We start from the raw sequence: 18,345 nt of genomic DNA, 5'->3' as shown, positions 1-18,345 counted from the left end.
CTCCTTAATAATATTCAAAGGGACTGGTAGACACAGAACTTTCCAACACTTCAATCGACCAAGCAAAGTGTTGAGAAGCTTCTCTTAATATTTCAGCCATCTTGTGATTAAAGATTGACTCGATATAATGACCACAATCAAGGGTCATAAAGTCAAAATCTTGGGCTTGGTGCCCCTTGTGATAGGTAATGTCACCCGTAATAAAGACATCCGCCTGGGTCGCGGCAACTTGTTCGAGCAATGAGCTGCCTGAACCGCCGATAATCGCTATCTTTTGATAGGATGATTTTGGTTCGGCCTCAATGACCGTCAACTGGTTTAAAGCAAATCGCTCTTTAACTAAGTTGAGTAAGTCAATACGACTCAAAGGCTGGTCGAGTGTACCTACTCGACCTAATCCAGGTTGATCTGTATCACTGGTTGAAGCGAGCGAATGAATATCGCTTAAAGATAATGCTTCTGCCAGCCAATCATTCATCCCGTCCCAAGCAATATCAAGATTGGTATGGAGCGCATACACTGAAATATTATGTTTGATAATTTGACTATACATTTCTATGTTAGGAAAATCAAGATTAAATCGTTGAATCGGTTGGAAGATAGGTGGATGATGGACAATCAAGGTATCAACTTTACGGTCAATCGCTTCTTGAACGATTTGTGGACGCAAATCTAAGGCTGTCATTAAGCGTTGGACAGGTTGGCTAGAACGACCAAAATGTAAGCCAACTTGGTCCCAGGATTCCGCAAGCGATTGGGGATATTTATAATCTAGAAAATCAGTAATATCTTTAAGTTGTGGAGTATGTTTGGCTTCAGTCATCGATAATTCCTCCTGAATCATTTGAATCGATTGGCGTAAGGGTTCAATCAGTTGAGGTTGAGCTTGTTTTGCTTGCAAGATTTGTTTGAGGATCCGTCGTCGTTGTTCTAATTCTTTGGTCCACTTGGCTATAAATTGTGGATCTTTCTTTTGGCGATTAATCGGTCCCATCAGCAGATCCGCTGCCGATAATTCTTGATTAATCGCTTCACCGGTTCTCTGGGCTACGATAATTTGATAGTCGTGCTTGTGTTCATTAATAATCTCTTCGTCTACAATTTGATAGTCATGTTGACTTAACCATGATCTAATCCATTGGCTACCATTATTGGATTGCAGGACTAGCGTATGGTGGTCCGGCAATACTTGAGGGGCTTGATCTAGGATCTGACTGATCAGTTTGCCACCCATACCACAAATCGAAACGACATTCACCATGTCTTCCGGATCTAAGACCGACAAACCATCACCTAAGCGTACTTGAATCCGGTCTGCTAAATGCTGACGACGGACTTCAGCTTGGGCAGACTCAAAAGGCCCTCGGACGACCTCGCCGGCAATAGCTGATTCAATGAATGATTGTTTTATCAGATAGACAGGTAGGTAGGCATGGTCAGTACCAATATCAGCCAGTCGAATAGGATTTTGGCCATATTTTTCAATATATTCAGCGACTTTTAACAGTCGCATAGATAAGTTGTCAGAATTCATAAATCCTCCAAAAAAATTCACCTTATGACCGGCATAAGATGAATAGTAATGTTGTTATTCTAAGAAATCTTTTAATTGTTTAGATCGGCTAGGATGACGTAATTTACGTAAAGCTTTGGCTTCAATTTGACGAATCCGTTCTCGGGTTACTCCGAATACCTTACCGACTTGCTCTAAGGTCCGAATATTGCCATCATCCAGACCAAAACGTAGACGTAGAACATTCTCCTCACGGTCAGTTAAGGTATCCAATACATCTTCCAGTTGTTCTCTTAATAAAGAAGAGGCAGTGAAAGCTTCAGGACTCATGGCTCCTTCATCTTCAATAAAATCGCCTAAATGGGAGTCATCTTCTTCACCGATCGGAGTTTCTAAAGAGACGGGTTCTTGAGCAATCTTCAGAATTTCACGGACCTTCTCAGTCGGCAGATCCATTTCCGCCCCAATCTCTTCTGGTGTTGGTTCTCGACCCAAGTCTTGCAATAGATTACGTTGGATCCGGACTAATTTATTAATTGTTTCGACCATATGAACAGGAATCCGGATGGTCCTAGCTTGGTCAGCAATCGCCCGCGTAATCGCCTGACGAATCCACCAGGTTGCATAAGTTGAGAATTTAAAACCTTTGGTATAGTCGAATTTCTCAACGGCTTTCATTAAGCCCATATTCCCTTCTTGAATCAAATCTAAGAAAGACATGCCCCGACCAACATAACGTTTAGCGATCGATACGACCAATCGCAAGTTAGCTTCAGCCAATTCTTGCTTAGCTAATTCGTCACCGTTCTCGATCCGAATCGCTAATTCCACTTCTTCATCGGCGTTCAGTAATTCAACGCGTCCAATTTCTTTCAGATACATTCTGACCGGATCCGAAACTTTAATCTTTGATTGAGTCGCTTTCGATGCCGTGGTATCCACATCAACTTGTTCTGCACGAACCATTTGTTGTTTGGTAGGGCCACCATCATCACCAACAACAGCAATACCACTATCTTCGACTTCTTGAATTAATTTATCCATTTGATCGGCGTCGAGACGATATGGGCTAGCAATGGTTTCCGTTAACTCATCGTAATGAATTTGTCCGATGAGTTTCTTTTCTTTGATCAGTTGTTTCTTAGCTTCAGAATAAGTCAGTTTAAGTTCTTGCTTATTTTTGTCTGTCTCTTTTTGTGAAGATGCTTTGTTTTCTGCCATGGCAACTGCCTCCTTATTTAATTTTCCTTAATAGAGTCATAATGCGAAGCATTGTTTGATTTTCTTTGTTTTTCTGATTGGTTAATCTTAGTTGGTTTAACTCTTCACTGAGTTCCTTCACTTCTTGCTTGATAAAAGCCCGCTCGATTGTAGCTAAGCAATCTTCCATCACTTTGCGATTAAAGTCTAACTTTTCACTTTCCCAGAGAATGGAAGTTAATAAATCATTCATCCGCACATCGGTCACCCGATCTGTCACTTGAGTCAAAGGTAAGGGATTTCCTTCTTCATAATAATATTCTTGAACAATTAGGAAGAGTTCTTGCGCTAGCGGATGGAATAAGACGATCGGCTGGTCTAGTTCCTCTATGAACTGCCACGCTTGAGGATAAAATATCAAATTAAATAGAATCGTCTTTTCACTTTGTAAAGCTTCTTTTGAATAGAATTCTTCCATTCTTGGGCTCAAATCGACTGTCGTGGTTGAATCAACCACTTGGGGCTGTACCTGTGTTTGATCAACATGGTGCAAGATCTGACGGTTGACTTGTTCTTGAATCATCGCTTCTTCTAATTGATAGGTCTGACTTAAATCGGTAATTCGTAGCGAGCGTTCAACCGGTGACTTAATTTGGCTAATTAATTGGATCAAATGCTCAATATACTGAGCCAATCCTTGGTCATCATTCAACTGATACTGAGGCTTGATATATTCGCGCTGGAATTCATAGAAAGACTCGGCTTGATCAATCAATTTTTGGAAACTTTCCCGACCATATTTCTTAATCCATTCGTCAGGGTCTAATTGATTGGGAATTTTAATGGTCTTGGCTTGGATCTGATTTAATTTTTGAACCAGATCGAAAGCTCTGGCGGTCGCTTTTTGTCCAGCTTGATCACCATCAAAGACAAAGATAATTTCTGAGGCAATCTTTCTCAAGCTTTCAAGGTGATTAACAGTTAAACTGGTCCCCATCGTAGCTACTACGTTCTCAAAGCCAGCTTGGTATAGACTGATAACATCCATATACCCTTCACAGACGATGTGATAACCCAGTTTGCGACTAGCTGGTCGAGCTAAATCTAAATTGTAAATTAAGCGCGACTTATTGAAGATTTCAGTTTCAGGTGAATTAATGTATTTGGCCTGGTCAGCTTGGGAATCCAAGAAAGCCCGACCACTAAAAGCAATCACCCGTCCCTGTTGATTTCTCAAGGGAAAGATTAGCCGGCCCCGGAATCGATCAACTAATTGACCTTGCTGGTCCAAATAGAAGATGCCTGATTGGATAGCTTGTTCTTGACTGAAGCCCTTCTCTTGAATCAAATTGATGAGCAAGTCTGAATTTTGAGGAGCCATCCCTAGCTGAAATGTTTCAATGGTTTCGGTCGCTAATTGTCTATCTTGAAAATAGGCTAAGCCAGGCTGAGCTTTCTTGGTATTGACCAAGTAATAATGATAGAACTCAGCCACCCATTGATGAATTTGATAGAGATGGCTGTGGGCTTGAGTGGGTTTATCTTGGCTTAAATCCAAGTTTAACGGCACATGGGCAAACTCAGCCACCTTTTGGACCGCTTCTGGGAAGGAGACCCCTTCCATTTCTTGAATAAATGAGAAGACATTGCCCCCTCTGCCACAAGAGAAACACTTGAATATCTGTTTATCCTGCGATACTGAGAAGGAAGGGTTACGATCCTCATGGAAAGGACAGGAAGCGATATAATTACTACCACGTTTTCTCAGGTCAACGTACTGACCGATTAAATCTACAATATTCGTTTGAGAGCGAATCTTTTCAATCATTTCTTGTGGGATATGTACCATCTTATCCCTCTTTCTATTAAACAACTTATGGTATAAGAAATGATACCTTTTAATCTAGAGCTAGATAATCTTCGATAATTTGCCAAATATCTTCCTTACCTGAACCCGTCTGACTAGAGAATGGGAATAAGGCGTCGGTGCTGGGTAAATCGAGATCTTTCTTAAACATGGCCAAATGTTTGTTCCATTGATTCTTCTGTACCTTATCAGCCTTGGTTAAGATTAAGGCAAAAGGAATATCCAATTGATCAATCCAGTCGTACATTTGTTGGTCAAGTTGACTGGGATGATGACGAAAATCCATTAAAAGAAAAATCAGGGCTAAATTTGACCGAGTTTGTAAGTATTGACTAATCATGGCCTGCCATTGTTGCCGCTCTTTCTTTGAAACACGCGCGTAACCATAGCCCGGCACATCGACGAGTCTGAAGCGGTGATCAATCTGATAGAAATTAAGGGTTTGAGTCTTCCCCGGTTGGCTCGAAGTGCGTGCTATATGACGACGACCAATTAATTTATTAATGAAAGATGACTTCCCAACATTGGACCGACCTAAAAGAGCAATTTCATTTAAATTACTCGCCGGATATTGCTTGGGACTGACCGCACTAATTTCTAATTCTGCTGCTTGAACTTGCATAGAAATTCCTTTCTAGGAAGCTAATTTCTTACCATGGGCCCCATAGTATTGAACCGGTGTCTTATCGATGACATTATCCTTATTAATGACCACCTTTTTAATTTCTTCTCGGCTAGGCACTTCATACATAATATCTAACATGACATCTTCAATAATTGAGCGGAGACCCCGAGCTCCAGTATTTCGTTCAAGAGCTAAATCGGCAATAGCTTCCAATGCCTCTTCTTTCATTTCCAATTTCACGCCATCCAGGGCCAAAATCGTCTCATATTGTTTAACTAAAGCATTCTTCGGTTCGGTCAGAATTCTTACTAAATCTTGACGATTCAACTTATCCAAGGCGGCTGTAATTGGAATCCGGCCAATAAATTCTGGAATTAAACCAAACTTTAATAAGTCCTCAGAACTTAAATGTTGCATGACCGATTGGTCGTTATCGAATTGTACATTGGATGAGCCAAAACCAATCACTTTACTTCCGAGTCTTTCTTTGACAATCGTTTCAATGCCATCAAAGGCTCCACCAACAATAAAGAGGATTTGACTGGTATCCATTTGGATAAAATCTTGACCAGGATGCTTCCGACCCCCTTTAGGCGGAATGTTAGCAACGGTTCCTTCAAGAATCTTGAGTAAGGCTTGTTGAACACCTTCCCCACTGACATCACGAGTAATCGATACATTCTCACTCTTACGTGAAATTTTATCAATTTCATCGATATAGATAATGCCCTTGGAGGCTCGTTCAATATCATAATCGGCAGCTTGGACTAACTTAAGCAGCACATTCTCAACATCTTCACCCACATAGCCTGCTTCAGTTAAAGTCGTCGCATCGGCAATAGCAAAAGGCACATTGAGAATGCGAGCTAAAGATTGAGCTAGGAAAGTCTTCCCTGATCCAGTCGGGCCAATTAAAGCAATATTACTTTTCTGTAATTCAATGTCATCGCTATGATACAAGTTATGATTAATCCGCTTATAGTGATTGTATACCGCTACGGCTAAGGTCTTCTTGGCACGGTCTTGACCAATCACATAGTCATTCAAAATAGCTACAATTTCATCCGGTCTTAAGACATTTATAATTTCATCATGATGGTCAATTTTAAGTTCTTCATCCATAATCGATTTACATAAATCGACACATTCATTGCAAATATAGACATCAGGACCGGCAATAATTTTGTCGACTTCATCTTGACTTTTACCACAGAAAGAACAGAAAAATCGTTTCTTCTCATTTATATTTGTGTTCATAGTTCCTCCTTGATAATAAGAAAGAGGTATGCGAATGACCACTAAAGAATTCACGTGACTCATGCATACCTACATAAATTATTATTAAAGCATTATTCTTCTTCTGCTGATTCTAAGACTAAATTCATCGCTTTCTTTAGCTTGATATCTGATGTTAACATATCATTGCTTACATAGCCACGAACTTGATCTTCTTTCATATTATATTGCTTCGCAAGATTAGCAATTTCTTCATTAATTTCTTCTTCAGATACTTGAAGGTCTTCAGCCTTAACAATGGCTTCAAGCACTAAGTTGGTTTTGGTTCTTAATTCTGCTTCACCTTCAAATTGTTTATGTAAATCTTCTTCGGTGGTTCCAGTAATTTGATAATAAAGTTCAGGTTGGATACCTTGGCGAGAAAGATTATTTAAGAAGAAGTCCATTTGACGGTGAATTTCTTCATGAACCATTTCACTTGGAATGCCGCCTTCGATTTCTGCATTATCAACCGCTTGGCGCAATACCTTGTCTTCAAAGGCGTCTTGGCTGGCTTTTTCAGCTTGACTGGTCAAATCAACTTTAATCTTATTCTTTAATTCTTCTAGTGTTTCGACTTCATCATCCAAGTCCTTAGCTAACTCATCATCTAAGTCAGGTAGACTTTCGGATTTAACTTCGTGAACTTTAACTATGAAAGTGGCTTCTTTACCCGCTAATTCTTCCGCTTGGTAATCTTCAGGGAAAGTCACATTCACATCTTTTTCTTCTTCGGCTTTAACCCCGACTAATTGATCTTCAAAGCCTGGAATAAATGAACCAGAACCTAATTTCAAGGAATGATTGCTTCCTTGTCCACCCTCAAAGGCTTCTCCATCGATAAATCCTTCAAAGTCAATAACCACCGTATCGCCTTCTTCAGCGGCTTCTTCTTTTACGACAAGTTCAGCTAGGCTGGCGCGTTTTTCTTCTAGAGATTTCTCAACATCTTCGTCGCTGATTTCAACAGCGTCTTTCTCAACTTTAAGCCCTTTATAATCCCCTAATTTAACTTCAGGTTTTAAACTTACCTTAGCTGTTAATTTCCAAGGTTGGCCTTTCTCGATGCTTTCAACATCAAATTCAGGTTGACCTACCACTTCTAAGTCCGCTTCTTTAACAGCTGCTTCATAAGCTTCTGGTAATAAGAATTTCAAAGCTTCATCATAAAGTGCTCCTTCGCCATAGACATTATTGAAAATTTGGCGAGGCACCTTTCCTTTTCTAAATCCTGGTACAGATATTTGTTTTTGTATTCTCTTGAAAGCAACGTCTAAGCCTTTTTTTACTTTGTCTTGAGCAATCTCGAAGCTAAGCGTTCCTTCATTTTTATTGGTTTCTTCAAATTTTACTGTCATGTCTTTACCCTCCAACGATATCTGTATTTATTACATACCTTGATATTTTAACGTATTATTGCTGATTTGTAAATACATTTAACCGAATACAGCTGATAGAGTCAATGTTTATTTGCTTATTGGTCAAAATATGTCTCAGAGTATTGTTCTTCTTAATCCATAGTCAACGATAATATGCTAAAATATAATTAATTCACACTTTTACAATAAATTATTCAACTATAGTCCTAACGGATAGGCTATAATAAGATAGGTGATTCAGATGATAAATTATCCACTAGGCCACCGTCCTCGCTCAAATTCTCATCCGCAGTCTCAACAACAGACGACGTATTATGGGAGCCGAGGCATGTCCTTGGAAGAAATGATTAATGCATCCAATCAGTATTATCTACAACATCAAATTGCGGTCATCCATAAGAAACCGACACCCATTCAAATTGTCAACGTGTCCTATCCCCGTCGGTCGGCCGCTAAGATTACGGAAGCTTATTTCCGCCAAGCTTCAACTACAGATTATAATGGCATCTATCAAGGCTATTATATTGATTTTGAAGCCAAAGAAACCAAGAATAAGACTCGCTTTCCCTTAGACAACTTAAAAGCCCATCAATTAGAACACATGGCTCAGTGTTATCAGCAAGGGGGAATCGTCTTCTTGCTGATTTCCTTTGTCAGCTACGGGGAAGTCTATCTATTGCCCTACCCCACTTTAAAGACACTGATTCAAGATTCCAAGAAAAAGAGTCTTTCATACAAAATCATCCAAGAAAAGGCCTATTTATGCCCAGTTGGGGTGTTTCCCTTAATAGATTATTTAAAAACGGTAGATTCTTATATTCAGTCAGAATCTAAGAATAGGAAAGGAAGTTACTAATGGTCACAGGTAGTCGAGTAGAAAGAAAAAAATATGAAAAGAACCACCGCCGTCCTGGTAAACAGCGCGGACATCGAATCCTTAAAAAAATCCTGATTGTCTTAATCTCTCTTGCCTTTATCGTGATATTAGCGGGAGCAGGATTATTTGGTTATTATGCGATGAATGCCCCCGAGATCAGCAAAGAAGAATTAAGAGGCCAGGTCGCCAGTAAAATATTTGACCGCCAAGGTCAATTAATTAAGGAACTCGGTTCGCAAAAAAGAGACCTCTTAGAGAGTTCAGAAATTCCCCAAGTTCTTAAAGATTCGGTCTTAGCTATAGAGGATGCCCGTTTCTATAGTCACAAAGGGGTCGATCCAATTCGAATCATTGGGGCGCTTTTGGCTAATATTCGCCAAGGAGACATTGTCCAAGGTGGCTCTACGATTACCCAACAATTAGTCAAACTTTCGGTCTTCTCTACCGACTTCCAAGACCAAACCTTAGAACGGAAGGCACAGGAAGCCTGGTTATCTCTGCAAATTGAGCAGGATTATAGTAAAGATGAAATCTTAACCCTTTACTTAAATAAATTATTCTATTCTAATAACACCTATGGGGCCAAGACAGCAGCTAAATTGTTCTTTGGTAAAGACATTCAGGACATTAACTTAGCGGAAGCGGCCTTACTCGCCGGCATCCCTCAGGCACCTAGTGATTATGATCCTTATAGTCATCCTCAGGCTGCCCAAGAGCGACGTGATACCGTCCTCGCTGTTATGCTAGATCGTGACTTTATTTCCCAGGCCGAGTACGACCAAGCCGTCGCTACTGATGTTTCAGCTATGTTGGTTCCTCTCGCCGAACAGAATCGCGATAAAGTCGACTACGTGATTGATGCCTATTTAGATGTGGTCGCCAAAGAAGTTCAAGATAAGATGAATATTAATATTTATACCGACGGTGTTGAAGTTTATACCAATATGAACTATCAGGCTCAAGAACACTTGTATGATTATGTCAATCAAGAGAATGGTGTTTTTCCAGATGACAAATTACAAACAGCAGTTTCTATTATTGATGTGGATACCGGTGAGTTACAGGCAGTGATTGGCGGGCGTAAGCAAGATGTTACCATGGGCTTGAACCGGGCCAATACTCTTAGTCGAAGCATCGGTTCGACCATGAAACCTTTAGCGGATTATGGCCCAGCTTTTGAATATTTAGGTTTCTCTACTGGTACTCTAGTTGTGGATGAACCTTATACTTATACCAGTGGGGACGCCCTTTATAATTACGACTTTGAATACAAAGGGAATATGACCTTGCGGGAAGCACTCGCTAGCTCACGGAATATTCCAGCTTTGAAGACGTTGCAAGCCGTCGGTCTAGATAATTCTTATGCTTTCTTACAGAAACTTGATATCAATCTATTGAATAATAATCGCAAAGAATTAGTCGAAGCCAATGCGATTGGAGGCGAAGTCAATCCGATTCAACTCTCAGCGGCTTATGCGGCGATTGCCGATTATGGTCAATATCATCAACCTTTCACTGTTAAGAAAGTTGTTACAGGAGCAGGAACCGTGGAAGAATTCGAGTCTAAAGCACGCCAAGCCATGAAAGATTCGACAGCGTATATGTTAATCGATATTCTTAAAGGGGTTCCCGGTAACTTTGCCTCAAGATCCGGTATCGATAACTTCTATCACGCGGGTAAGACTGGGACCACGAACTATACTGATCAACAGCTGAAAGAACTTGGCGTTGAACCGGGAACGTATGCTGCCCCCGACGGTTGGTATGTTGGCTTCAGTCCTCAGTATGCCATTGCCAGCTGGGTAGGCTATGATAATCCCTTAGAAGCCGGGAATTATCTCAGCTTAAATGAAACAGCGATTCCTCAAGATATTTATAAAGAAATGATGACCTTCCTGAGTAAAGATGTGACCAATGTGGATTGGCAGAAACCAGACAGTGTCGTCGAAGTCGAAATTGAGAAGTACACGGACCCGATTATGCTACCTGGCCCTTATACACCAGCCCAAGCCCGGTCTAAGGAACTCTTCCTTAAAGGGAAAGAACCTAAAGAACAATCCCTAGCTTATGGTAAATTCGTCAATCCACCGACTGGCTTTGATGCTAATTATGATCAAGAGAAGAAGACGATTCAAGCCGTATGGGATCCATTAACCGGCCCAGGACAATTTGAACTATCCATCAACGGCGTCGTAGTCTACACGGGTACCGATACCAGCTTCACTTTCCCAGTCGAAGAACTCGGAACTTATGTCCTAAGATTAAGAATCATTGACGGAAATTCTTCTTCCGATACCCTGGTTATCACCCTTACCCTAAAAGATGATCAGTCTGAAGAATCGAGTGATGAATCAGAAGATGAAACCAGTACCGCTGACGAAACTGATAGCTCTTCCCAATCAGAAACGACCAACTCAATCGAACCCAATGCTGATATTTTAAATAACTTTTCAGATCCTCAATAATTTTTTCAGTCTGATTCAAGGTTGATATCTACACAAAAATCCACCCTAGTCATTTGCGCCCACTGTTAAAGTGGAGCGATCATTAACTGGGGTGGATTATTTTATCTTCATTAAAATCACAAAAAACCTCCCAAATCGGAGGTTTCGTTTTGCTGTTATTTTCTTAATCAAGAGAAGTCTGTTCGACCATATCTTCAATCCCTAGCAACTCAGCACATTGGCTAGAATTTGCTTTAGAATAATAGCGACCGAATAAGACCATTAAGAGGTGGGCTTTAGACCACCACGCTTCTGGCAACTTCTCAGTCATGATGCGTTCAATTTGACGGGGTGTCGCATCCTGAGGAACCATTCTTAACCGCTTGCTAATTCGTTCAACATGAGTATCGACAGCAAAGGCTGGTTGATTAAAGGCTAAACTGAGGACCACGTTGGCAGTTTTCCGGCCTACACCGGCTAACGATTCCAAATCTCGACGATTATCCGGTACCTGACCTGCGAATTTCTCTACTAGATCAGTTGCCATGGCTTTTAAATATTTGGCTTTATTTCGGTAAAGGCCAATGGTTCTTATAAGTGCTTCGATATCTTTGGTTTGAGCCTGACTCAGCGCCTCAGCTGTCGGATATTTAGCCATCAGCGCAGGCATAATTTGATTAACAGCTTTATCGGTTGTCTGGGCGCTGAGAATCACTGCAACTAATAATTGAAAAGGATCTTCAAAAGCTAAATCTGATTCAGGATTAGGAATGAGCTCCTCCATTGCTTGAATTGCTTTAAGTGTTTCGTTGGCATCTAGCATCGAATCACCCGCGATTCCAATCAATTTTCGGGATATTTATCTCAGGGAATTCATGGTTGGGTTGTTGTTTCAGTTGCATCTTCTCTTGAAATTGATAAATTTCTTTCTCAGCTTGCATGACAGTCTGAATATTCTTCTTACGCCAATTCAGTAAGATTCGATCAATATAATTAAATGATAAAGCTTGATGGATCACTGCTTCACGTAAGGCAATTTTAATTAAGTCGGCCTTGAATTGATCCTTATTGATCCAATTCGATAGTTTCTCTAATTCAATCGGCGATAAGGGACGGCCAAATTCCGTTTCAAAGCTGGCTACCAAGTTCTGACTTTCATGATACCTAGCATCTTCTTTCACCGAGTTCGTCGATTCAAAGAAACGTTCATTAATGGTCTCAAATAAGGGGCGCAAGCTGAAATGGTCTGTCTGTTTCCCATCAGGATTTGGTTTCAACTCTAGAGAAAGATACTTCTTAGTCATCAGTGAGTTGACCACGTCCATTAATTTAGGCCGAGGCCAGCCTAATTGACTGCTAGCAAATTCAAGCTCATCGACGCTCTCTCCTTGGGTCAACCGTGACAGTAAATAAGTAATCAGAACAAATTCATCACTATTTAAATTCAAGTCGGCATAGTGGTTAAATAATTGATTGGGAATCATGGTATTACCTTGCTTTAACCAATCATAAAAAGTAGTCATCTATAACCTCCTAGCATCGGGAGTCATTGACGAATGAAACTCCCTCATTATGGATATAATCGATTTAATAATCTTGGGAATGGTGAGGTCTCCCGAATATGTTCAATACCTGATAACCAGGCCACACAACGTTCTAATCCCATGCCAAAGCCACTGTGAGGAACTGATCCATATTTAGTCGTGTCCAGATACCATTGATAAGCCGCTAAATCGAGACCAAATTTCTCAATATTAGCTTTCATAGTCTCATAATCATTGTCCCGCTCTGAACCGCCAATAATCTCGCCATAACCTTCAGGGGCAATCATATCCGCACAAAGGACGGTACGAGGATCTTCTGGATTAATCTTCATGTAGAAAGGCTTGATGGTCTTGGGATAATTCAAGATAAAGACTGGTTGGTCGAAGTGATTTGCAATATAAGTTTCATGAGGAGAACCAAAATCATCGCCCCATTCAATATCATCAAAGCCATTATCTTGCAGTAATTGAATGGCATCGGTATATTCAATCCGTGGGAAAGGTGTCTTGGTATAATTCTCAAGCGTAGCAATATCACGGTCCAAACGCTTCAAAGCCAATTGACAATGATCAATCACATTCCGAACCAAAAAAGCCACATATTCTTCCTGTAAAGCCAAACTAGCTTGATGATCATAATTTGCCATCTCAGGTTCCATCATCCAGAACTCGATCAAATGACGACGGGTCTTAGATTTCTCAGCACGGAAGGTTGGTCCGAATGAAAAGACTTTACCAAAAGCCAAGGCTGCTGCTTCCATATATAATTGACCACTTTGAGAAAGATAAGCCTCTTCATCAAAATATTCTGTCTTGAAGAGTTCTGTCGTTCCCTCAGGCGCTGATCCGGTTAGAATCGGCGGGTCAATTTTAATAAAATCACGGTCATTAAAGAATTGATAGGTCGCGCGAATGATTTCATTACGAATTTGCATGATCGCATGTTGACGAGAAGAACGCAACCATAAGTGACGGTGATCCATCAAGAAGTCTGTACCATGTTCTTTAGGAGTAATTGGGTAATCTTGACTGTCGCCAATCACTTCAAAATCTTTAATCAAGACTTCATAGCCCAGTTCAGAACGAGAATCTTCTTGAATAATCCCTCTGACTTTTAAAGAACATTCTTGGTTCAAATGTTTGGCTTGGTCGAATAATTCATCGCCCACTTCAGCTTTCAAGACAATTCCTTGGAAGAAGGCTGTCCCGTCACGAAGTTGTAAGAAGGCAATCTTCCCACTGGAGCGTTTATTCGTCAACCAAGCATCAATCATCACTTCCTGCCCAACAAAATCAGGCGCTTGCTTCATAGTAATAGTTTCCATACTTTCCTCCTAAATATTTCCAATCGTCTGTATCCATTTACCATCTTTAGCATTAATATAATAATATTGCATGTTGTCTTTGTCGTCTTTAAAGACCACTTCCCACATCACTGTATCTTTTAATTTTCCCAGTCTAACATTTAGTAATTTAGCAATTTTATACTCCGAAGCCGCAATCGAAACAGCGTCTTCACTGGAGATTATATCTCTCGGCGTATAAAAGGCCACATCGCCATCTTCCTGATCAACAATCGCGTAACGTTGCTGCCCTTCTTTATCGACAAAATCTAAGGCGAATTGGGTATTCGCATTCGAAGTCCAATAAAAATTATTAATCGTTTTGACCGGATAATCCAGTTCAACCAGAGCCACGGTTTCCGCTTCTGCTTGGGATATCTTTTGTTGGCTTTGCATAAATACCCATAATAATGACCCAGAGATTAACAATAATAGGATGGTTAAGGTCGATACGGTGCGTCGACTCAATCTAAATTTTCTTTTTGCTGTCATGGGTCCTCCTTTTTATAGCAGCTCGAAATGAATTAAAGCGTTGAGATCTTGTCGCAATCGATTAGCGTAAGCCTTGGTAAAAATACGCTGATCGAATATCGTAACTTTATTAAATATATAAAACTCCTCCATATAAGTCAACATCTCTTTGAAGTCTTGAACCATCTGCGGATAGACGATTTGTTCAAATAAATATTGGTCCTCCTCTGCCATTAAATAATCCATTGCCAGAATGTAGGTGTGTTTAGGAGATAGAAAAGGTAAGCGAAGGACAAACAAATCAATCTCTGCTGGTTGATATTCATTATGGAGTGTCTGTAACTGATCAAAACTCAAAACCAAAATCCCTTGAGTAGATTCTAAAAATCGGCGATATATTTTATGGATTGATCCGGATAAAGATTCACTAAACAAACGGTAAGCCTGATAAACGGCCTGATTTTTAAGCAAATAATTGAGAATGCTGGCCGAAGCTTCTTTATTTTCCGCTAAAATAATTAATTTAGCTTTCAACTGATCGAGATGGTCTTCTAGATAGTCAACCAGAAGTTGATATTGGTCAGCTGAATTTGCTTTGGCCGAGCAATAATCCAAAGGCACTTGACCAATGAATTTTTGCTTGCGTCCGGGTCCATGTATGTTAAGCATATAATGTTGCTCCAGGGGAATCACTTTCTTTAACAAAGGTACTCGTTGATTTAAATAGCCCCCCATACTGATGAGAATGGAGTGACCGAAGCAATAAGGTTCGATTATGCCACTATTAGAGAAAACTAAGGGAAACTGATTCATTTCAAAATGAAAATAATACGAATGAAATTGATGTGCTCTTAATTCAATATAGGTCAGTGGCCGAAGAAGATTGAACCGCTTAATCTGTTGAAAAAGTGCCAATATGGCTATATCAGCCGGACTCTTACCGAGATAATCTTCGATGAAATGACTGCAAGTCTTGGCCTGATCCAACCAGTTTTGAATTAGGTCCACAAATTCTGGCCAAATCGCTTGTCGCGGATCTAGATAAAGCGATAAATTTATTTGCTTAGGACTTGGTTCAGGCTGATGATCCTTAAATTGCAGATCTAACCAATCCATTAATTGGCTACTGGTCCTAAGAAATTCTTGCAGACGCTTGGTTTGTTCAAATTCTGCTCCCCTTAATCGACCTTGATCTATAAACCGATTAACGACGTCAAAGATCCGACTGATGTCCAAGCTTACCCGCTCTTGCCAGCATTTGGTTTGAATATAATGACCTAAATTGTCTAATAGTAGATGCCATTGAGAATTAACCAGATGGGATAGGAATGAATGGGGTTGCTGCAGTAATTGAATCAAATAAGCGTGATCAATTAACAAGACTTGGGCTTGTTGAGCCTGAGACTTCATCCGTTCATAAAAAAGATGAGTCGCTCCTGACCCAAAATCTGAACGATATTTATCAATTAATTGATCAGCATGTAACTCTTGATTAATTTCTCGGTAATGTCCCTCTGTACTATGGGAAAGCCAATGGATACTAGCTGCTAAGACGGTCAACTCATGCTGATTCAAGGCGAGTTGACTTTTGCGTGCTAAAAGCGTTTCAATCATATTTCGATCAATAAATTGAGTTTGCGGACTTAACTGCTGATAAACTAGTTGTGGATCGGCTTGGTCTAACCATTCTCTCAAATAATCGATTTGGCCTGAATGGCTCAGAGCGATCAGGACTTTATTTCCTTGGCGGATCAAATAATCAGCCAAATGAAATACCGTCGAAGGTGACATAGGCATCTGGTCATCTTCAACGAGAAGATGAGCGTGGTCCTGATAGGCTTCCAGAATGGGCAAGAGATAATCCGTTGCTGAGTTTAAGTTATTTGGCTTTGAATTTTTCTGAACCGAAATTTCTGTCTTCTCTATCGGCATGTCAAAGAGTTCCGGTTCTTGGAAGAATCTTTGGGTCTGATAAGGTAGTTCGGCGACCAAATCAGCAATTTTGCTTATCAGCTCAGTATCGATCGTTGTGACAATCTTTGCCATTCGCGCGAGAATTTGACAGGTAATTCGCGCATCTGATAAAGCGTCATGGGCCCCTTGAAAAGGTAAAGCGAAATAATGACTCAAATCGGTTAGATTAAAGCCAACCGCATCATAACATAGGATTTTAGCTAAAATGACTGAATCAATGGCTATTGGCTTGAAGTCAAAGCCAGATTGTTTAAAATTATGCTCCAAAAATTTATAATCAAAATTCAAATTATGGGCAACAAAAATACAATCCTGTAAACGATGAAACCACAAATTTGCCACTTGTTCAAAGCTTGGTGCTTTATCAGTCTCCCCTTGTTGAATACCCGTCAAGCGTTGGATATGCTCGGGAATGTTGCGTTCAGGGTTAATCAACATATTATATTCATTGATAATTTGTCCCTCGGAATAGATAATAGCGGCGATTTGAATGATTTTGTCATCTTTGTGATAATTGGGTCCAGTCGTCTCGATATCAATGACCGCAATTTTGGCTTTATTTTGCAAACTATCACCTCAATGGTCCTTTGGTTCGAATATAAGCTTCGAGTGCTGGATAAGTATTCTCTAATTCATGGTACAATATCTTACGTTCAATCTCGGCCATCAGCTGACCAATCATTGGTCCCCCTTTGGTCAACTGCAAAATAGTCATAATATCATGACCATTTATGGCCATCTCTTGGCGATTTTGAATGGCAAGTTGTTTAATCCGCTCAGCAATATGATAGTTTTGTTTAGGATAATGATAGGTTAAATAGGCTTCAATCTCTAATAGCAAATCATGATTTGCCAAGTACAGATCCATGGTTCCAAGTTCATGCTCGATCATTTTAGGTAAGAGCTGACGAATCTCAATCACATCATAAATCAATTGTTTACTATGTGTCCAGGCTTTAAGATAAGTAGCAAGGTGCTGAGTCTCAATACCCACTGCAAGCGTATATAAGGCCCAAATTAAGGATTCTGAGACTTGGCCTTCTTGTTGATTGACCGGTTTGAGCCAGTTCTGTAAGCGGTCCATACCCTTTGGCTGAGTCACGTATTTAATTTCAGGCAAATAATCCCATAGACCCGACTCAACGATTGTTTGGGCCCGCTGATAGAAATAAGCTCCTCGAAGAAATTTAGTAAATTCTACCCGAATTCGTTCACGGGAAAGATAGGCTAATTTTTCCTTTTGTTGGCTTATAGCTTCAAAGGTCAAGGGGTCAATATCGAAACCTAATTCACTTGAGAAACGAATAGCCCGTAGCATTCTCAGGGCATCCTCATTGAAGCGTTCACTAGCTAAACCAACGGCTCGAATCTTATGATTCTTCAAATCTTGCAAACCTTGGTGGTAGTCAAACAGCTCTCCATGTCGATTAAACGCTAGGGCATTAATGGTAAAATCTCGTCTCAAAGTATCTTCTGCTAAGTTACGGACAAAAGCTACCGAATCAGGACGACGGAAATCAGAATAGCTGCCCTCAGTTCTAAAGGTCGTAATCTCAAAATTCTGACCTTGATAAATGACAATGATGGTTCCATGTTCTTTCCCTAAATCAATGGTATGGTGGAATAAGGCTTCAATTTCTTCGGGTCTAGCCGAAGAAGCCAAATCGATATCATGGATCGGCCGGCCCAAAATTGTGTCGCGGACACAACCGCCGACAAAATACACCTCGTATCCGGCCTGTTCAATCAAATCCATTACCGGAAACGCTCGGGTAAATAAAGGATGATTTAAGTCAAATTGCAAGCTAAACCCACCATTCTATTTCTATATAA

Annotated in this window: 14 protein-coding genes; 2 read left to right on the top strand and 12 right to left on the bottom strand. The window is 40.3% G+C overall.

Annotated elements, in window-relative coordinates; translation table 11 throughout:
- Positions 1 to 4 precede the first annotated feature (4 nt).
- The 6 genes from M0R79_RS04405 to tig all read right to left on the bottom strand — a co-directional run bounded on the left by M0R79_RS04405 (position 5) and on the right by tig (position 7,838).
- Positions 5 to 1,534 carry a Nif3-like dinuclear metal center hexameric protein gene (locus tag M0R79_RS04405; protein ID WP_248416227.1) on the bottom strand — a complete coding sequence of 510 codons (1,530 nt, stop codon included), beginning with the start codon at positions 1,532 to 1,534 and terminating at the stop codon, positions 5 to 7.
- 54 nt (positions 1,535 to 1,588) lie between these two features.
- Complete coding sequence (gene rpoD, locus M0R79_RS04400; RefSeq protein WP_248416230.1) at positions 1,589 to 2,734, bottom strand: RNA polymerase sigma factor RpoD; 1,146 nt, start codon at positions 2,732 to 2,734, stop codon at positions 1,589 to 1,591.
- Between the two features lie 13 nt (positions 2,735 to 2,747).
- Positions 2,748 to 4,562, bottom strand: coding sequence for a DNA primase (gene dnaG, locus M0R79_RS04395; protein WP_248416232.1), 1,815 nt, complete (start codon positions 4,560 to 4,562; stop codon positions 2,748 to 2,750).
- A 49-nt stretch (positions 4,563 to 4,611) separates the two neighbouring features.
- Complete coding sequence (gene yihA / locus M0R79_RS04390) at positions 4,612 to 5,202, bottom strand: ribosome biogenesis GTP-binding protein YihA/YsxC (protein ID WP_248416234.1); 591 nt, start codon at positions 5,200 to 5,202, stop codon at positions 4,612 to 4,614.
- A gap of 12 nt (positions 5,203 to 5,214) precedes the next feature.
- Positions 5,215 to 6,462 carry an ATP-dependent Clp protease ATP-binding subunit ClpX gene (gene clpX / locus M0R79_RS04385; protein WP_248416236.1) on the bottom strand — a complete coding sequence of 416 codons (1,248 nt, stop codon included), beginning with the start codon at positions 6,460 to 6,462 and terminating at the stop codon, positions 5,215 to 5,217.
- A gap of 92 nt (positions 6,463 to 6,554) precedes the next feature.
- Positions 6,555 to 7,838 (bottom strand): trigger factor, encoded by a 1,284-nt coding sequence (gene tig / locus M0R79_RS04380; RefSeq protein ID WP_248416237.1) that lies wholly within the window; start codon positions 7,836 to 7,838, stop codon positions 6,555 to 6,557.
- Positions 7,839 to 8,100: 262 nt separating this feature from the next.
- Here tig and recU point away from each other — a divergent pair, with 262 nt between their 5' ends.
- Both recU and M0R79_RS04370 read left to right on the top strand, forming a co-directional pair.
- Positions 8,101 to 8,715, top strand: coding sequence for a Holliday junction resolvase RecU (recU, locus tag M0R79_RS04375; RefSeq protein WP_248416239.1), 615 nt, complete (start codon positions 8,101 to 8,103; stop codon positions 8,713 to 8,715).
- On the top strand, positions 8,715 to 11,201 hold the full coding sequence (locus tag M0R79_RS04370; RefSeq protein ID WP_248416241.1) for a transglycosylase domain-containing protein: 2,487 nt from the start codon (positions 8,715 to 8,717) through the stop codon (positions 11,199 to 11,201). The genes recU and M0R79_RS04370 overlap by 1 nt, the downstream gene beginning before the upstream one ends.
- Before the next feature lie 163 nt (positions 11,202 to 11,364).
- On the opposite strand, the gene nth is transcribed toward M0R79_RS04370, so the two are convergent.
- Genes nth through M0R79_RS04340 form a run of 6 tightly spaced genes read right to left on the bottom strand, consistent with a single transcriptional unit; the run spans position 11,365 to position 18,316 of the window.
- Positions 11,365 to 12,003, bottom strand: coding sequence for an endonuclease III (gene nth, locus M0R79_RS04365; RefSeq protein WP_248416243.1), 639 nt, complete (start codon positions 12,001 to 12,003; stop codon positions 11,365 to 11,367).
- A gap of 4 nt (positions 12,004 to 12,007) precedes the next feature.
- Positions 12,008 to 12,703 carry a DnaD domain-containing protein gene (locus M0R79_RS04360; RefSeq protein WP_248416245.1) on the bottom strand — a complete coding sequence of 232 codons (696 nt, stop codon included), beginning with the start codon at positions 12,701 to 12,703 and terminating at the stop codon, positions 12,008 to 12,010.
- A gap of 47 nt (positions 12,704 to 12,750) precedes the next feature.
- Complete coding sequence (gene asnS / locus M0R79_RS04355; protein ID WP_248416247.1) at positions 12,751 to 14,049, bottom strand: asparagine--tRNA ligase; 1,299 nt, start codon at positions 14,047 to 14,049, stop codon at positions 12,751 to 12,753.
- 9 nt (positions 14,050 to 14,058) lie between these two features.
- Entirely contained in the window at positions 14,059 to 14,559 is a 501-nt protein-coding gene (locus M0R79_RS04350) for a PepSY domain-containing protein (protein WP_248416249.1), read from the bottom strand.
- A 12-nt stretch (positions 14,560 to 14,571) separates the two neighbouring features.
- A complete protein-coding gene (locus tag M0R79_RS04345) occupies positions 14,572 to 17,079 on the bottom strand; it encodes an exonuclease domain-containing protein (protein WP_248416251.1) in 2,508 nt (835 codons plus the stop codon).
- Between the two features lie 4 nt (positions 17,080 to 17,083).
- The gene (locus M0R79_RS04340; RefSeq protein WP_248416253.1) at positions 17,084 to 18,316 is read right to left on the bottom strand and encodes a CCA tRNA nucleotidyltransferase; all 1,233 of its coding nucleotides are present in this window, start codon (positions 18,314 to 18,316) and stop codon (positions 17,084 to 17,086) included.
- Positions 18,317 to 18,345: the final 29 nt, after the last annotated feature.

The sequence above is a fragment of the Ignavigranum ruoffiae genome (assembly GCF_023195815.2).
Taxonomy (GTDB): domain Bacteria; phylum Bacillota; class Bacilli; order Lactobacillales; family Aerococcaceae; genus Ignavigranum; species Ignavigranum ruoffiae.
Note: the sequence above shows the minus strand (reverse complement) of the source record. Positions and strands in the feature narration are given on the sequence as shown.